The organism is Ruegeria sp. CDSA236, assembly GCF_059611285.1.
On record NZ_JBXWPG010000018.1, the window covers coordinates 45,986 to 60,231 of the forward strand.

The 14,246-nt window shown below is 60.1% G+C and carries 13 protein-coding genes; 6 read left to right on the forward strand and 7 right to left on the reverse strand.

The genetic code is table 11. The features are described from left to right. Positions 1–204: 204 nt before the first annotated feature. The 3 genes from nadA to nadC are packed head-to-tail and all read left to right on the forward strand — an operon-like array spanning position 205 to position 3,683. Positions 205–1,257: a quinolinate synthase NadA gene (gene nadA / locus AC2FLB_RS20310; protein ID WP_496709961.1), complete on the forward strand. Its 1,053-nt coding sequence runs from the start codon at positions 205–207 to the stop codon at positions 1,255–1,257. Positions 1,258–1,263: 6 nt separating this feature from the next. Beyond that, a complete protein-coding gene (locus tag AC2FLB_RS20315; protein WP_496709962.1) occupies positions 1,264–2,832 on the forward strand; it encodes an L-aspartate oxidase in 1,569 nt (522 codons plus the stop codon). Further along, positions 2,829–3,683 (forward strand): carboxylating nicotinate-nucleotide diphosphorylase, encoded by an 855-nt coding sequence (gene nadC, locus AC2FLB_RS20320; protein ID WP_496709963.1) that lies wholly within the window; start codon positions 2,829–2,831, stop codon positions 3,681–3,683. Before AC2FLB_RS20315 ends, nadC begins: the two co-directional genes overlap by 4 nt. A 41-nt stretch (positions 3,684–3,724) precedes the next feature. Here the strand turns inward: nadC and AC2FLB_RS20325 are convergent, their stop codons facing one another. The 5 genes from AC2FLB_RS20325 to AC2FLB_RS20345 all read right to left on the reverse strand — a co-directional run bounded on the left by AC2FLB_RS20325 (position 3,725) and on the right by AC2FLB_RS20345 (position 8,423). Continuing rightward, a complete protein-coding gene (locus AC2FLB_RS20325; RefSeq protein WP_496709964.1) occupies positions 3,725–4,699 on the reverse strand; it encodes a hypothetical protein in 975 nt (324 codons plus the stop codon). Positions 4,700–4,790: 91 nt separating this feature from the next. Beyond that, a complete protein-coding gene (locus AC2FLB_RS20330; RefSeq protein ID WP_496707726.1) occupies positions 4,791–5,243 on the reverse strand; it encodes an SRPBCC family protein in 453 nt (150 codons plus the stop codon). A 144-nt stretch (positions 5,244–5,387) separates the two neighbouring features. Next, positions 5,388–6,926, reverse strand: a complete 1,539-nt coding sequence (locus AC2FLB_RS20335; RefSeq protein WP_142637508.1) for a tripartite tricarboxylate transporter permease — start codon at positions 6,924–6,926, stop codon at positions 5,388–5,390. A gap of 10 nt (positions 6,927–6,936) precedes the next feature. After that, positions 6,937–7,368 carry a tripartite tricarboxylate transporter TctB family protein gene (locus AC2FLB_RS20340; protein ID WP_496693124.1) on the reverse strand — a complete coding sequence of 144 codons (432 nt, stop codon included), beginning with the start codon at positions 7,366–7,368 and terminating at the stop codon, positions 6,937–6,939. Positions 7,369–7,454: 86 nt separating this feature from the next. Continuing rightward, positions 7,455–8,423, reverse strand: coding sequence for a Bug family tripartite tricarboxylate transporter substrate binding protein (locus AC2FLB_RS20345; RefSeq protein ID WP_142637503.1), 969 nt, complete (start codon positions 8,421–8,423; stop codon positions 7,455–7,457). A 148-nt stretch (positions 8,424–8,571) separates the two neighbouring features. On the opposite strand from AC2FLB_RS20345, the gene AC2FLB_RS20350 reads away from it, so the two are divergent. Genes AC2FLB_RS20350 through AC2FLB_RS20360 form a run of 3 tightly spaced genes read left to right on the forward strand, consistent with a single transcriptional unit; the run spans position 8,572 to position 11,664 of the window. Next, positions 8,572–9,243 (forward strand): response regulator transcription factor, encoded by a 672-nt coding sequence (locus AC2FLB_RS20350; protein ID WP_496709965.1) that lies wholly within the window; start codon positions 8,572–8,574, stop codon positions 9,241–9,243. After that, entirely contained in the window at positions 9,236–10,633 is a 1,398-nt protein-coding gene (locus tag AC2FLB_RS20355) for a sensor histidine kinase (RefSeq protein WP_496709966.1), read from the forward strand. The genes AC2FLB_RS20350 and AC2FLB_RS20355 overlap by 8 nt, the downstream gene beginning before the upstream one ends. Further along, positions 10,630–11,664, forward strand: coding sequence for an ABC transporter substrate-binding protein (locus AC2FLB_RS20360; protein WP_142637498.1), 1,035 nt, complete (start codon positions 10,630–10,632; stop codon positions 11,662–11,664). The genes AC2FLB_RS20355 and AC2FLB_RS20360 overlap by 4 nt, the downstream gene beginning before the upstream one ends. On the opposite strand, the gene AC2FLB_RS20365 is transcribed toward AC2FLB_RS20360, so the two are convergent. Together AC2FLB_RS20365 and AC2FLB_RS20370 are read right to left on the reverse strand one after the other, a co-directional pair. After that, positions 11,661–13,157 (reverse strand): heme biosynthesis protein HemY, encoded by a 1,497-nt coding sequence (locus AC2FLB_RS20365; RefSeq protein ID WP_496709967.1) that lies wholly within the window; start codon positions 13,155–13,157, stop codon positions 11,661–11,663. The genes AC2FLB_RS20360 and AC2FLB_RS20365 overlap by 4 nt on opposite strands. Before the next feature lie 10 nt (positions 13,158–13,167). Continuing rightward, positions 13,168–14,246: COG4223 family protein (locus AC2FLB_RS20370; protein ID WP_496709968.1), on the reverse strand; the 1,079-nt coding region annotated here is incomplete at its 5' end.

The window sequence follows — 14,246 nt, forward strand, 5'->3', positions numbered from 1 at the left end:
GAGCGGTTTTTCATGCCGATTTGCTATGCATGTGTATCGACCGAAGGCATCGGTTATGCGGAATGATCCAGATCGCATGACCAAAACCGCTCGAATTGTGCGATCAGAGGCGTGCGCCTTTGAAATCAACCGTTTTCTTGGACGGTCGGGCAGCACGAATTCCGACCCCCTTCCCACCCCAATACGCAAGGCAGGACTGCCGAGATGAATGTCACTCACCAGAGCATCACCAATGTGCTTTCTCAGCATTATGACCTGACACCTTCGACCGGATTGGTCGCGGATATGCAGGATATCTATGCACGGATGGACCGGGTGGTGGCGCCACCGGATTTCGCAATCTATGCGCCCTATATCAAGGCGATCAATGCGCTCAAGAAAGAGCGGGACGCAGTCATTCTGGGCCACAATTACATGACGCCTGAAATCTTTCATGGCGTGTCGGATTTCGTGGGTGACAGCTTGCAGCTGGCAATGAAGGCCAGCGACGTCGAAGCCGATGTGATCGTGCAGGCGGGCGTGCATTTCATGGCCGAAACCTCGAAAATCCTGAGCCCCCAGAAAACCGTGCTGATGCCAGACATGGCCGCGGGTTGTTCGCTGGCCGAAAGCATCACCGCCGAGGGGATTGACGAGATGCGCGCCAAATATCCCGGCGCGCCGGTCGTCTCTTATGTGAACACCACCGCCGAGGTGAAGGCGGCATCCGATATCTGCTGCACATCGTCCAATGCCGTTCAGATCGTCGATGCGATGGAATCCGACACCGTCATCATGACGCCGGACCAGTATCTGGCGCAGAACGTGGCAAATGAAAGCCGCAAGAACATCGTGTACTGGCCGGGCTCGTGCATCGTGCATGAACAATACACAGCGCAGGACCTGCGCGATTTTCGCAAATGGAATCCGGGCACGCGGTTGATTGCCCACCCGGAATGCCCGCCCGAAGTGGTGGCCGAGGCCGATTTCTCTGGCTCGACCAGCGGGATCATCAAATATGTCAGCACCGAGAAGCCCGAAAAGGCGATGCTGATCACCGAATGCTCGATGGCCTCGAACATCGCCGATGAACTGCCCGAGGTCGACTTTGTCGGCCCCTGTAACATGTGCCCCTACATGAAGAAGATCACGCTGCAAAAGATCCTCTATGTGCTGCACACGATGGAAGGTCAGGTCGAGGTTGACGCCAAGATCGCAGAAAAAGCGCGCCATTCGGTGCAGGCGATGATCGACCTGTCGCGAAAGCTGGGTCTCTGATCCGAGATGGAAACCCTCACCACCGACCGCGTTATCATCGTGGGCGCCGGGCTGGGCGCGCTCTATGCTGCGCTGAAGCTGGCGCCGCATCCGGTGGTGATGATCTCTCCTGAGGCGTTGGGTGAAGGTGCAAGTTCCGCCTGGGCGCAAGGCGGGGTGGCTGCGGCGATGGACGCCCATGACAGCCCGGAAAGCCATGCGGACGACACTGTAAATGCCGGTGCGGGCACCGTGGATCCGCAGGTTGCCGAATTGGTGACGCGTCAGGCACGCGACTATATTCTGGACCTGACCACGCTGGGCACGCCTTTCGACCGGACCGCGGGCGGCGATTACGTGCTGTCGCGCGAGGCCGCGCACAGCTTTGCCCGCGTCGTCCGGGTCAAGGGCGATCAGGCGGGCGCACAGATCATGGCCGCCCTGATCGAGCAGGTCCGGGAAACACCCTCGATCCAGGTGCTGGAGGGCACCATGGCCCTTGGGCTGGACGTCGAGGATGGGCGTGTTACCGGCGTCAGCATTCAGCGTGCGGATAAGGGCGGGTCAGCCCCAGTGATGCTGCGCGGGGCTGCCGTGTTGCTGGCCGGGGGCGGGTCCGGTGGGCTCTATGCGCTGACCACCAACCCGCCGCGTATCCGTGGGCAGGTCATCGGTATGGCTGCGCGCGCGGGGGCGCTGATTGCGGATGCCGAATTTGTGCAGTTTCACCCCACCGCCATGGATGTCGGCGAAGACCCTGCGCCGCTGGCAACCGAAGCGCTGCGCGGTGAAGGCGCCATTCTCGTCAACCGTCATGGCGCGCGGTTCATGCAGGCCATCCACCCGGATGCCGAGCTTGCCCCGCGCGACGTCGTCGCCCGCGCCATCTATGCGCAGGTTCAGGCGGGCAACCGTCCCATGCTGGACACGCGCGAGGTTCTGGGCGAGGCGATCAAGGCTCAGTTCCCCTCGGTCGCGGAATATTGCGCCCGCAATGGGATCGACCCGGCGCAGGAGCCCATCCCCGTCGCCCCCGCAGCGCATTACCACATGGGTGGCATCGCAACCGACACCAGCGGATGCGCCAGTATCGACGGCTTATGGGTCTGCGGTGAGGCATCCTCGACCGGGTTGCACGGCGCCAACCGTCTGGCCTCGAACGGTCTACTTGAGGCGCTGGTCTACGCCCGCATCTGCGCGGAAGGCATCGCCCGGACCCTGCCAACACCTAGCGCGACGCCGCCGCTGGAAATCAACTTTCAGGACGGCAGCACCCCATCTGACCCTGCAGCCGTGTCCAAGCTGCGCCAAACCATGACCTGCTATGTTGGCGTTATCCGTGATCGCAAGGGCCTGACCAAAGCGCTTAGCATCATCGCGCGGCTAGAGGCGGCGAACAGCGAAAACCCGTCTTTCCTGAACATGTGCGCCACCGCCACGTTGATCGCGGCGGGCGCTTTAGCGCGCGAAGAAAGCCGCGGCGCGCATGAGCGATCCGATTTTCCCGACCCCTCGGCCGGACCCGGCAAAAGGTCCGAAATGTACTTTTCCCAAGCACTCGCCATCCGCGCGCAGGCCTGCAAGGAGCAATCATGAGCTTCTCTACCGTTCCCGATCTTGTCCTTGAACCGATGATCCGCATTGCCCTGATGGAAGATCTTGGCAGCTATGGCGACGTCACCACCCGCGCGGTGATCCCGGCGGATACCACCTATGATGCCTGCCTGAACGCGCGCGAGGATGCGGTCGTGTCCGGCATGCAAGTCGCGGCGCTGGCGTTTCGCCTGATCGACCCCTCATTGGACATCACCACGCATATTGCCGATGGCCAACCCTGTAAGGCAGGCGATACGCTGATGACCATCAGGGGATCGGCCGCCTCAATCCTGTCGGGCGAACGGGTGGCCCTGAACTTTGCCGGTCGCCTGACCGGGATCGCCACAAAGACCGCCGGCTTCGTGGCTGAAACTAAAGGCACAAATGCCCGCGTCACCTGCACCCGCAAAACAACCCCCGGCCTGCGTCTGGTTGAAAAACTGGCCGTGCTGCATGGCGGCGGGTTCAACCACCGATACTCTCTGTCAGATGCGATCCTGATCAAGGACAACCACATCGCAGCCGCTGGCGGGGTGCGTCAGGTGCTGGAGGCCACCAAGGCCCATGCCAGCCACATGATGGCCGTCGAGATCGAGGTGGATCGGCTGGACCAACTGGCCCAAGTGCTTGAGGTCGGAGGCGCCTCGGTCGTCCTGTTGGACAATATGGACAATGACATGCTGCGCGAGGCGGTGGCGATGGTGCATGGCAGGCTCAAGACCGAAGCCTCGGGCAATGTGAAACTGGATCGCATCGCCTCAATCGCGGCAACGGGTGTTGACTATATCTCTTCAGGTGCATTGACCCATTCGGCGCGCACCGTGGATTTGGGATTGGACTTTCCGGTTTAGACCACGGTCGCGCGTCAGCACTGGCACATGGGCTACAGCTGCTAACCCTGTGCAGAAAGCTCCACCATTTCCCTGTGCCGGTCCCGCGCCTGCCCCTGTACACGCTTGACGAAGGGCTGAGGCAGCTCCGGGCCGAGACGTGTTCCATATTTTTCGCAGGATTTATCACCGATCAGCTCAGCGAACCTGACCCATGTGCGAAAGGCAAAAACGTCCCGCAAGCTGAGGATCGGTTTGGAATTGCTTGGTCTTTCCGGGGCAGGCATCGGAATGTCCGTGAAATACGCCTCTTCGATCCCGCTCCAATCGGATGGTGTTTCAAAGTCGTCCCCCGCACCCTCGGAATACTTAAACGCGGGGTATTCCATACTGTATTCAGAACATCCGTGGGATATTTTTGAGTGAACCCCGGTGATCTCAAATTCCGCCTGTGCGGCACGGAAAATCGCAAGACACTCTTTCGCCTCTGCGATCGACTCACAATAGATATACGCCTTATAGGGAAACTTGACCGCTTCGCGCAGCTCGATCATGCTTTTTCTGGCATTGTCCCTGGGCAGCTGCAGGTTGAGCAGCAAGAAATAGACCTGAAACATCCCCTCAAGGTTCTCAGGCAGGATCTGCACCTTGTAGCACTCGTGGCACAGGCCACAAATCACCTTGGTTTCTTCAAAGAAATTCAGGCGTTGGCCGCAATTCCCATGCTCGCCATTGATGGTGATGGTTTGACCCACATAGATCTGGGCGATGGGCACAGCCAACTGGATATTCTGTGTGTCCAGGGCTTTCATCCAACCGGAATAGGCGGCGGTCTGCCGCCCGGTGTCGACCAGGGCTGCCTGCCAGCCCTTTTTCAACCCGCCCGTCACCTCAAGCTGCGCTTTGCAGTAGGCGCCCAGATGCTGTTTCGGCAGGTTGGAGTATTCCAGCATCGTCACAAGCTGCCGGATGGCCTGTCGGTCATTGGGCTTGAGTGAAACCCGCTTCTCAAGACGTTCCAGCTGCGCGTAATCCATCACTCTGGCCTCCTGCTTCGGGTTTGGCCCGCCAGTTTTTCTTGTGATTGCGCCGAATGAGGTCGCCGTCAACTGAAATGCGCGAAACTGGCTAGCTGCCGGATTGTTCTGAGACGATCTCTCCGAGCCGGGTAAAGAATTTCCCCGACAGTTTCTTGGCAGTCCCGGAAATCAAACGGCTGCCAAGCTGGGCGATCTTGCCGCCGACATCCACCTTAGCAGTATAGGCAAGAACCGTCTCGGACCCGTCTTCGGTCAGGGTCACATCGGCACCGCCCTTGGCAAACCCGGCAGCCCCGCCTTTGCCCTCGCCCTGCAGCGAAAATCCGTCCGGTGCCTTGGATTTATCCAGCGTGACCTGACCCGCGAATCGCGCTTTCACCGGGCCGATTTTCAGAACCACCTTTGCCTCAAGGTCTTGCGGCGAAGATTGGGTCAGCTCTTCGCAGCCGGGGATACATTCCTGCAGGATATCGGGGTTGTTCAGCGCCTCATACACCACGTCCCGCGGGGCAGCGATACGGATTTCGTCACTGAGTTCCATTCTGGCATCCTTCGCACAACAGCTTTGTGCCTATCAATAACGCGGTTTTTGCCAAATGTTTCAATTTTTTGTTTCAGATCAGGATACGCGACCCCAAATCTTACCTAATCGGGCGCCACCGGTTTGCGGTGACGCCCAATGCGGTCAGTCGCTGATCGCGCCCTCTTCGTCGCGGCGCTGATGCATCTTGGCTTTGACACGCGCGCCTACGATCAGAGGCAGAACAAATCCGATCAGGGCAATGGACCACAAGCCGATGGCCAGCGGGCTGTCAACCAGCGTCCACCAGTTGCCATTGTCGATGGTGACTGCGCGGCGCAAGTTATTCTCCATCGAGTTGCCCAGCAGCGTGCCCAGAATGATCGGCACCAGCGGCACGTCCAGCTTGCGCAGAACCCAGCCCATGACACCGAACCCAATCATCACCAGTAGATCAAAGCTGGACCCCGAGATGCCGTAAATACCCACAAAGCTGACCATCGCCACGACGGGCATCAGGATACGCGAGGGCACCATCAGGACGCGGGTGAACAGGCCCACCATCGGGATATTCATCGCGAGCAACATAAAGTTGGCAATGAACAGTGCCGCAATCAGGCCCCAGACCACATCCGGGTTCTGGGTGAACAGCAGCGGTCCGGGCGTGATATTCAGCGCCAGCAGAACCGCCAGCAGCACGGCGGTGGTCCCTGACCCCGGCACGCCCAGCGCCAGCATCGGCACCAAGGCCCCCCCGGCGGCGGCGTTGTTGCCGGCCTCGGGCGCGGCGACGCCACGCGGATCACCGGTGCCAAATGTGTTGTCCTTGTCGACCAGCCGTTTCTCCATCGAATAGGAAATAAACGAGCCCAAAGACGCCCCGGCCCCCGGCAGAACCCCCGCCAGAAAGCCCAGGAATGAGGTGCGCAGCATGGTCGGCATGCATTGCTTGATCATTGACATCGGCGGGTAAAGCCGCCCGATATTCAACTTGCGCCCAGCGGCATCCGACCCGCCATGACGGTTTTCCAGAAAGATGAACACTTCGGACAGGGCAAACAGGCCGACAATGGCGACAAGGAAATCCAGCCCATCATACAGGTGCACCTCACCAAAGGTGAACCGCGGTACGCCGGTCTGGGTATCGACACCAATGGTCGCCAACCCAAGGCCCAGCGCAGCGGCAAAAGCCGATTTCGCCTGATTGGTCGAGGACACGCCGCCCAGCGTCATGAAGGCCAGCGCGAACAGGGCGAAATACTCAGCCGGTCCAAACAGCAGCGCGATCTTGACCAGCTGCGGCGCCAGAAAGATCAGGCCCCATGTGGCCAGAAACGCACCAATGAATGAGGCGATACCGGACAGCGAGAGCGCCTCGCCCGCAAGGCCTTTTTTGGCCATCGGATGCCCGTCCAAGCAGGTCATCATCGCAGGCTCGTCCCCAGGGATGTTCAGCAAGATCGACGAGATTCTCCCGCCATACATTGCCCCATAATAAACACTGGTCAGCAGGATCAGAGACGGCGTCGCGCCCAGCCCCAGCGTGAACGCAAGAGGAATCAGAATGGCCACGCCGTTCGACGGGCCCAGACCGGGCAACGCGCCCATGATCGTGCCCAGAAAACAACCCAACAGGGCCAGCAACAAGTTTTGCCATGTTAGCGCGATAGCGAATCCATCGCCAAGGGATGCAAGAGTTTCCATGACGTTCCCCTTAGAAACCCAATGGTCCGCGAGCCAGTGACAGGCCCAGAACCAGATGGAAGATGACGTAGATACCGACAGAAGTACCGATTCCGACCATTACGCTTTCGATCGGACCAGATCCCAGCCGCCAGGCCAGGTAAGCCGCAGCAAAGGCGGTAGAGATTACAAATCCCAGAACCGGCAACAGCTCGGCATAGAACATCATCACGACTACAGCGGCGCCGACTTCGACCAGCCGGCCCAGCGCGGGCCACTCGGGCTCGGCATCCGGGCGCAACGCGATGACCGCGCTGGACAGGCCAAGGATGGCGGCGACAATCAGTGGAAAGGCCTTGGGGCCAACCGCGTCTGACAGAAAGCTCTCTTCAATCGCCAGCGCTGACAGGGCAAAGCCGATGGCAAGAAGAATGCCGAAGACCCCGAATATGCGATCACTCATGGGTATCTCCTATGAAAGGGAAGTATGGGCCTGGTCGGGGTGCCGCGCGCCCGGCGCGACACCCCGCTCTCAGGTGAGTGCTGGTCTTATTTGATGATACCGATCTCTTTCGAGATGGTCTGGATCTGACCCACGGATTGCGCAACAAAATCCTGGAAAGCTGCGCCTTGCAGGTCCAACGGGGCCAGACCATTGGCGGCCATGACCTCTTTCCATTCATCCGAGGCGTAAAGATCACCGATCTTACCGACCCAATCGCCATAGGCCTCATCGCTCATTCCGCCAGGGGCGTAGAACCCGCGCCAGTTTGCGCCGATGGCATCAATGCCCTGTTCCTTGGCCGTCGGGAAATCAGCGAATTCGCCGGGCAGACGTTCAGGCGCCAATACGGCGATGACTTTGATATCGCCCGAGTCGACAAAACCCTTGGCTTCCGAGATGTCACCGGTAAAGGCTTGAACCGAACCGGCCAACAGCTGGGTCACAGCTTCGCCGCCGCCATCAAAGGCGATGTATTTGACCGACCGTACGTCCTCGATGCCATAGGCATTGGCCGCGATCAGAACCTTCAGGTGATCCCAACCGCCCACGGCGGAACCGCCCGCCACGGACACAGACGTCGGATCGGATTTGATCTGATCCAACAGGTCGGGCAGCGTGTTAACCGCGCTATCGGCTGCAACGGCGATCACGCCATAATCCGCACCGATGGCCGCTAGCCAACGCACCTGATCCATGGTGTTGCCTGGATAGGCGCCCTGCGCCAGGCGGGTCGCCGTGGCTGCGCTGGCCGCTACGATCAGCTCATTATCCTCGCCGCGCTTGTTGACGACCTCGGCAAAGGCAACACCGCCACCGCCGCCGGCCAGGTTCACAACCTGCATGGTCTGGTCGATCAGACCCAGATCCTGCAGAGATTTACCGACCTGACGGCAGGTGAAATCCCAACCGCCGCCGGGGTTGGCCGGGGCAATACATTCCTGTGCGCTGGCACTCACGCCGGACAGGGCAAAAACAGCAGCCGCAATCGCGCCGCTTGTTCCAAACAGTTTCATTCGTGTCTCCTCCTCTGGTCTTTTTGGGCTGCGTTCCCGCAACCGAAACCTGTTCCCGCATGGCTCTGTCCTTGCGGGCTGGTACTGTTTACAGAATAATGCTGTCACGAACCTGTCACATAGATTCAGGGCAGGGCGCGGGGGGACAATGCGCGTATTGATGATCGAGGATGCCGTAGATCTGGCCGAGGGCGTAATGGCCCATCTGGCGCGGTCGGGCGTCGTTTGTGATCTGGCGACCACCGTCGAATCCGCAGGTGATTTCCGCGCAGTTCAAACCTATGACGCGATGCTTCTGGATATAAACCTGCCTGACGGGTCCGGCCTGAACTTTCTGGGCAAAATCCGAGACAGCGGCGACCGCACCCCAGTGCTAATGCTGACGGCACTGACTTCGGTCGAAGATCGTGTCGCCGCTTTGGACAAAGGTGCCGACGATTATTTGGGCAAGCCTTTTGACCAGCGCGAGCTTGAGGCGCGGTTGCGCGCCCTTGTCCGGCGCGATGCCGATCGCAAAAGCGAACAGATCACGCTGGGTCCGCTGATCTATGCCGCCAAGGATCGCAGCGCCACGCTGAACGGTAAACGCCTGAACCTAACCGCGCGCGAGGCGGCGGTCCTGGACGCCCTGATCCGGCACGAAGGTCAGTATCTGTCGAAATCACGGCTGTATAACTCGCTTTACGGGTTCGAAGACGCCGATGTGGGGGAAAACGCGATCGAGCTGTATATCGCACGGCTCCGCAAAAAATTCACAGGCAGCGCCATCACCATTACCACCCAGCGTGGGGTGGGGTATCGGATCGGCCTGAATGACTAGGCTGCGCCTGCCCCACAGCCTGACGGCCCGCGTTCTAAGCGCGGTGGTTTTGATCCTGATTCTGGGCGGGTTTCTCGTTGGTCTGTCGATCTGGGCCAATGGTCGCCTTGCTGCGCGGCAGGCCTATGACCGGCTGCTGCTGGGCGCGGCCAGTGACATTGCCGAATCCGTTCGCATTCAAGATGGCCAACCCTTTGTCGATCTTCCAGTCTCGGCCTTTCAACTGTTGGCACAGGCGCCTGATGACCGTATTTTCTATGCGGTTCAGGTACCGGATGGCCCCTTCATAACCGGGCTGGACCGGGACACCGTGATCGAGGTGCCGCCACAGACTGGCACTGCGCCGGTCTATTTCGCCTCTGATCTGAACGGGGAACCCGCCCGTTTCGTCCGCGTTACCCGCCTGTTTGCCGAGCGCGATTTCTCGGGCGAGGTGGAAATTCTGGTCGGCCAAACCCTGCGCGCGCGCCAATCCATGACCGTGGGCCTGATGCGCGATGCCTTGCTGCCCATGGCGGTGGCCGGGATGTTGCTGCTGATCATGTCGTGGTTTGTCACCCGCTCGGCCCTGCGCCCGCTTGAGGCGCTGTCCGATGACCTGACCCGCCGCGATCCTTATGACCTGACACCGATGGCCAGCGACGGGTTGCCACGCGAATTGCAGGTGATGCTAAGCGCAATGAACCGGTTCATGGGGCGGCTGGACCGGCAAGTGGACACGATGCGCAACCTGATTGCCGACACCGCCCATCAGCTGCGCACACCCGTGGCCGCAATCCGGGTACAGGCCGAGATTGCGCAGGACGATCCCGACCTTCCAGCCCGCACGCGCGCGCTGGATCGGCTGTTGGGGCGCACCCGGTCACTGGGCACGCTGCTGGATCAGTTGCTGTCGCGCGCCATGGTGATCCACCGTATCGACAGCGCCCCGCGCCGGCCCGTCGACCTACGCGAAGTGGCGCTGGACGTGCTGGAACACAGCGATCATGAATTGATGGCCCCCACCATTGAGGTGCGTCTGGAAATCGGCGATACGCCAGTTCTTGTGAATGGCGATGCCTTTTCGATCGGCGAAGCCGCCAAAAACCTGCTTGGCAACGCTCTGCGTCATGGTCTGCCACCCGTCCGTATTGGCGCCGCGCAAGAGGGCGCGCGCGCTGTTCTGTGGGTGCGCGATCAGGGACCCGGGCCTGCGACCATAATCGCCGATCAGCTGGGGGACCGGTTCAATCGCAGCACCGGTTCGGGCGAGGACAGCACCGGCCTGGGCCTGTCCATCGTGAAATCCACCGCTGAGGCCTTTGACGGCCGAGTCGAGATGGGGCGGGATGAAACCGGGTTTCGCGCTGCGCTGAGTTTCCCGGCCAGAACAGATGAGAGCAGCACATGATCCGAGCCCTAGCCCTTGTAGCGCTGAGTTTGATTCCTTCGCTTTCGCGCGCCCAAGAAGCCATCGCAGAATTCGGCGCAGGTCAGGATCCGATGTTGATCCGGTCAACCACCGACATTGCGATCATCGCCCCCGTGCTCGAACGATTTACGGCGCTGAACCCCAATCTGCAGGTCACTTATGAACAATGGGGATCTAACGCTCTGTTCCAACACAGCCGCACGGTCTGTAAATCAGGTGAGAATCCTGCAGACATCGTGTTCTCATCCGCGATTCAACAGATGGTCTGGCTGGTGAATTCGGCCTGCGGACACCGGTTTCAATCCGACCTTACCAATGCCCTGCCCGCCGCGCGACGCTGGCGGGATGAGCTGTGGGGGATCACCACCGAACCCGCCGTCATCGTCTACAACAAGACCTTGTTACAGGATCAGAACGTCCCACGCAGCCGGTTCGCCCTGCTGGACATGATGCGAACCCAGCCGGATCTACTGCGTGGGCGCGTGGCAACCTATGACATCGCGGCCTCGGGTCTGGGTTATCTGTTTGCCTATGGAGACAGCCTTGAGGCCACGACTTTCGGCTCTTTGATCGAAGGTTTTGCACGTATCGACGCGGTGGCCACTTGCTGTTCTGCGGAAATCATCCGCGATGTGGCCAATGGGCGCTTTTTGATCGCCTATAACGTTTTGGGGTCTTATGTTGCCAATGCCAAGGCCCCGGGCATTGGGGTGATCCTGCCAGAAGACTATACTCTGGTCCTGTCACGCGCCCTGATGATCCCGCGCCAGGCGCGGAACAAACAAGCCGCCACGGAATTCTTGGATTTTCTCCTGTCGCCACAGGCGCAAACCCTGCTGGCAACTTCGGGTCTCGTCGCCCAGATGGACACAGCCGATACGGGGTTAACGCCCAGCGCCCGAAGGTTCATCGCCCTGTCGCCGGCCCTATTGGTTGCCAGAGATCAGAACCGACGGGCCGAGCTGTTTAAGCTGTGGAACGACGCCTTCGACGTGGAAAGTGCGCGTTAGGTCTTTTCGTCGATGGCAGGTTCGATATCAGGCCGAACCGGTTCGATCTCTGCCTCAATAACCTCAGGCTCATCGGCCTCGTCGACCTCACCCATATCGGTGTCGGCCTTGTCCTCAAGCGCGCCAACGATCAGCGGCAGCATGTGAACACCGGTGGCCGAGGCGATCTCTGGAGTTTGAGGCGTTTGCCAGCTGAGCGTGTCAAAGCTGTGGCAGTTCTGACAGACCGGACCCCATTCCGGCTGAATGTCATGGCAGTTATCGCAGACCCATTGCGGCCCGCGCGGCGCGTTCAGCGCCTTTGCCAGCCAGCCCTGCACAACCACATCCGAGGCCCCTTCGCCGCGTTCAATCGCTGCCATCAGCGTGTAGGCGCGGGCATCAGCCTGTTTTTCGACCACATCCCCCAGCGCGCGGCGGGCTTCGGGGAAATCTTCGGCGACGATGTTCAACTCGGCCAGAATCAGGCAGGTTTCCGGATTCTGCGCGTGTATGCGGGTCAACGTCGCAAAGCGTTTGATGCGCTCGGCCGGTGATTCATCCGGTGCAATATCGGCAAAAGCATGGGCCAGATCGGGATGTGGCTGTGCCTCCCATGCCTTTTTCAGAATCTTCGTTGCGGCACGCGGCTTGCCTTTTTCGATATAGGCACGGGCAGCCATCGCTGCGGCAGGCACCAAATCAGGGGAAAGGCGGTTGGCCTCGATTGCCTGTTCCTGCTGTTCTACGGTCGAGCTTTCGTCCAGAATGCCCTTTGCCTCGGACAAGGCGAGCACCGCATCGCGGCGCTTGAACACATCGCGGGGCAAATGCCCGGATTTCAGCTTGGCGGTAAGCGTTGATCGCGCCCCAGCCCAATCCTGCGACTTGGTCTGCAGGCCCAGCAGGATATCTTGCGTTTCTTGATGGCGTGGCTTGATGGCCAATGCCTTTTCGGCCAGCTTCCGGGCGGTGTCATCATCGCCTTCGGCCAGCTTCTGCTTCATGATACCGCGCACCCCCACAAAACGCGTGGCATTATTCGTCACCAGTTTCTTATAGGTTTCAGATGCCTTTTGGGTATCGCCATTCATCTCGGCGGCCTGGGCCACCAGCAGGTTGGTCAGTTCGGGTTTGTTCAGCAGCTTTTCGGCCTTGGCCGCCTTGTTCATCGCGATCCGCCCCTCACCCGAGGCAAGCGCCATGATCCCATCGGTTAATGCCTGATATCCGCGCTGTTCCCGGCTGCGGTCGAAATAACGCGACAGGGCTGTTTCATCCCCGTTGAGGAATTTCAGCGTGGCGATCAGCAGGGTCAGCAGCTTGAAGAACAGCCAGATCGCAATGATCATCACGCCCAGCGCAATGACCGATTGAAGCGGACCAAGCGTGTATTCCGTGCCACCCGCTGTGATCTGCACCCCGCCTTTGGTTTCCATAAGGAACCCGGCGCCAAGAGCCAACAAGCCGACAATCGCAACAAAAACAAGGATCTTAAACAGTGACCACAGCATAGCAGGCCCCTCAGTTCGAGTTCGCGCTTGAGGCAAGCGCATTTGCAGAATCCACAGCAGAAACCCGCGTCTGGGCCGCCTGTTCCCACCCTTCAAATGCAGCTTTGGCTGCATCGGGCAGGGATTTCAGCTCATCCAGGGCAGCAGAGACATCTCCGCCCGACAAAGCGGCTTGAGCCCGCGATAGGACCGCATCGGGGCTGTCACCTTCTTGCGGGGTAACCGAACGTGCACCTGTCTGGCGCTGCAAAAACGCGACAATTCCGGTGCCCTTGTCCGCGTCCCGCGCATCGGCCAACGCCGTGCGCGCAGCGGGCGCAAAGCTGTCCTGAAGTGCTGCAATCGTCGCGACACCTTCGGTTGCCGGTGCTGCCAGCGCCTCGGGAACGGTTACGCCTGCGGCCTTCAGTTCGGCGATCAGGTCGCCATAAGGTTGACCCGTATTCAACTGTTCATGCACCCGTGACAGAAGGGCTGCATTGGTCGCCGCCAGCGATTTTGCTGCAGCCTCGGCCTCGAGCGTCTGAGCGTCGGACACCATCTTTTCCACCTCGGCCCGTTGCGCGGCCAAAGAGTCCTGGAGTTTTTTCAGCTCGGCCTCGATGGCCGCGCCGGTTTCAGGTGAAGCGCCCTGCGTCAGCGCGCCACTTTCCAACTCGGCCAAACGGCTGGCAAGCGGATCAACCTTGTTGGTCAGATCGGATATGCTGGACTTCACCCCATCCAGATCAGCGGTGATTGGCGCGATTTGGCTGGTCAGCGCGTCAATCTTCTGGGTCAGGTCCGACCCGTCGGTCAGAGACTTCGACAGTGTTGATATCTGATCGGATTGTGCGGTCAGCTTCGCCTCAAGCGCGGCGATTGCGTCGGACTCACCCGAGGAGAACGCGCCGCTTTGACCCAGAGCGAACCCGGCCGCCGCAGCAATCGCACCGCCAATCAGCGCCGGGATAAAGCCGCCGCGTTTTTCGACCGGCGGTTCTGCGACGGTCTGATCAGGCGACGTAAGAGAGGCTTCGGCTTCGGCTTCGGCTTCGGCTTCGGCTTCGGCTTCGGCTTCGGCTTCGGCTTCGGCTTCGGCTTCGGCTT

What these genes read in the sequence shown, in the direction of transcription:
- nadA (WP_496709961.1), top strand. Translation starts at nt 205, where the DNA reads ATGAATGTCACTCACCAGAGCATCACCAATGTGCTTTCTCAGCATTAT.
- AC2FLB_RS20315 (WP_496709962.1), top strand. Translation starts at nt 1,264, where the DNA reads ATGGAAACCCTCACCACCGACCGCGTTATCATCGTGGGCGCCGGGCTG.
- nadC (WP_496709963.1), top strand. Translation starts at nt 2,829, where the DNA reads ATGAGCTTCTCTACCGTTCCCGATCTTGTCCTTGAACCGATGATCCGC.
- AC2FLB_RS20325 (WP_496709964.1), bottom strand. Translation starts at nt 4,699, where the DNA reads ATGGATTACGCGCAGCTGGAACGTCTTGAGAAGCGGGTTTCACTCAAG.
- AC2FLB_RS20330 (WP_496707726.1), bottom strand. Translation starts at nt 5,243, where the DNA reads ATGGAACTCAGTGACGAAATCCGTATCGCTGCCCCGCGGGACGTGGTG.
- AC2FLB_RS20335 (WP_142637508.1), bottom strand. Translation starts at nt 6,926, where the DNA reads ATGGAAACTCTTGCATCCCTTGGCGATGGATTCGCTATCGCGCTAACA.
- AC2FLB_RS20340 (WP_496693124.1), bottom strand. Translation starts at nt 7,368, where the DNA reads ATGAGTGATCGCATATTCGGGGTCTTCGGCATTCTTCTTGCCATCGGC.
- AC2FLB_RS20345 (WP_142637503.1), bottom strand. Translation starts at nt 8,423, where the DNA reads ATGAAACTGTTTGGAACAAGCGGCGCGATTGCGGCTGCTGTTTTTGCC.
- AC2FLB_RS20350 (WP_496709965.1), top strand. Translation starts at nt 8,572, where the DNA reads ATGCGCGTATTGATGATCGAGGATGCCGTAGATCTGGCCGAGGGCGTA.
- AC2FLB_RS20355 (WP_496709966.1), top strand. Translation starts at nt 9,236, where the DNA reads ATGACTAGGCTGCGCCTGCCCCACAGCCTGACGGCCCGCGTTCTAAGC.
- AC2FLB_RS20360 (WP_142637498.1), top strand. Translation starts at nt 10,630, where the DNA reads ATGATCCGAGCCCTAGCCCTTGTAGCGCTGAGTTTGATTCCTTCGCTT.
- AC2FLB_RS20365 (WP_496709967.1), bottom strand. Translation starts at nt 13,157, where the DNA reads ATGCTGTGGTCACTGTTTAAGATCCTTGTTTTTGTTGCGATTGTCGGC.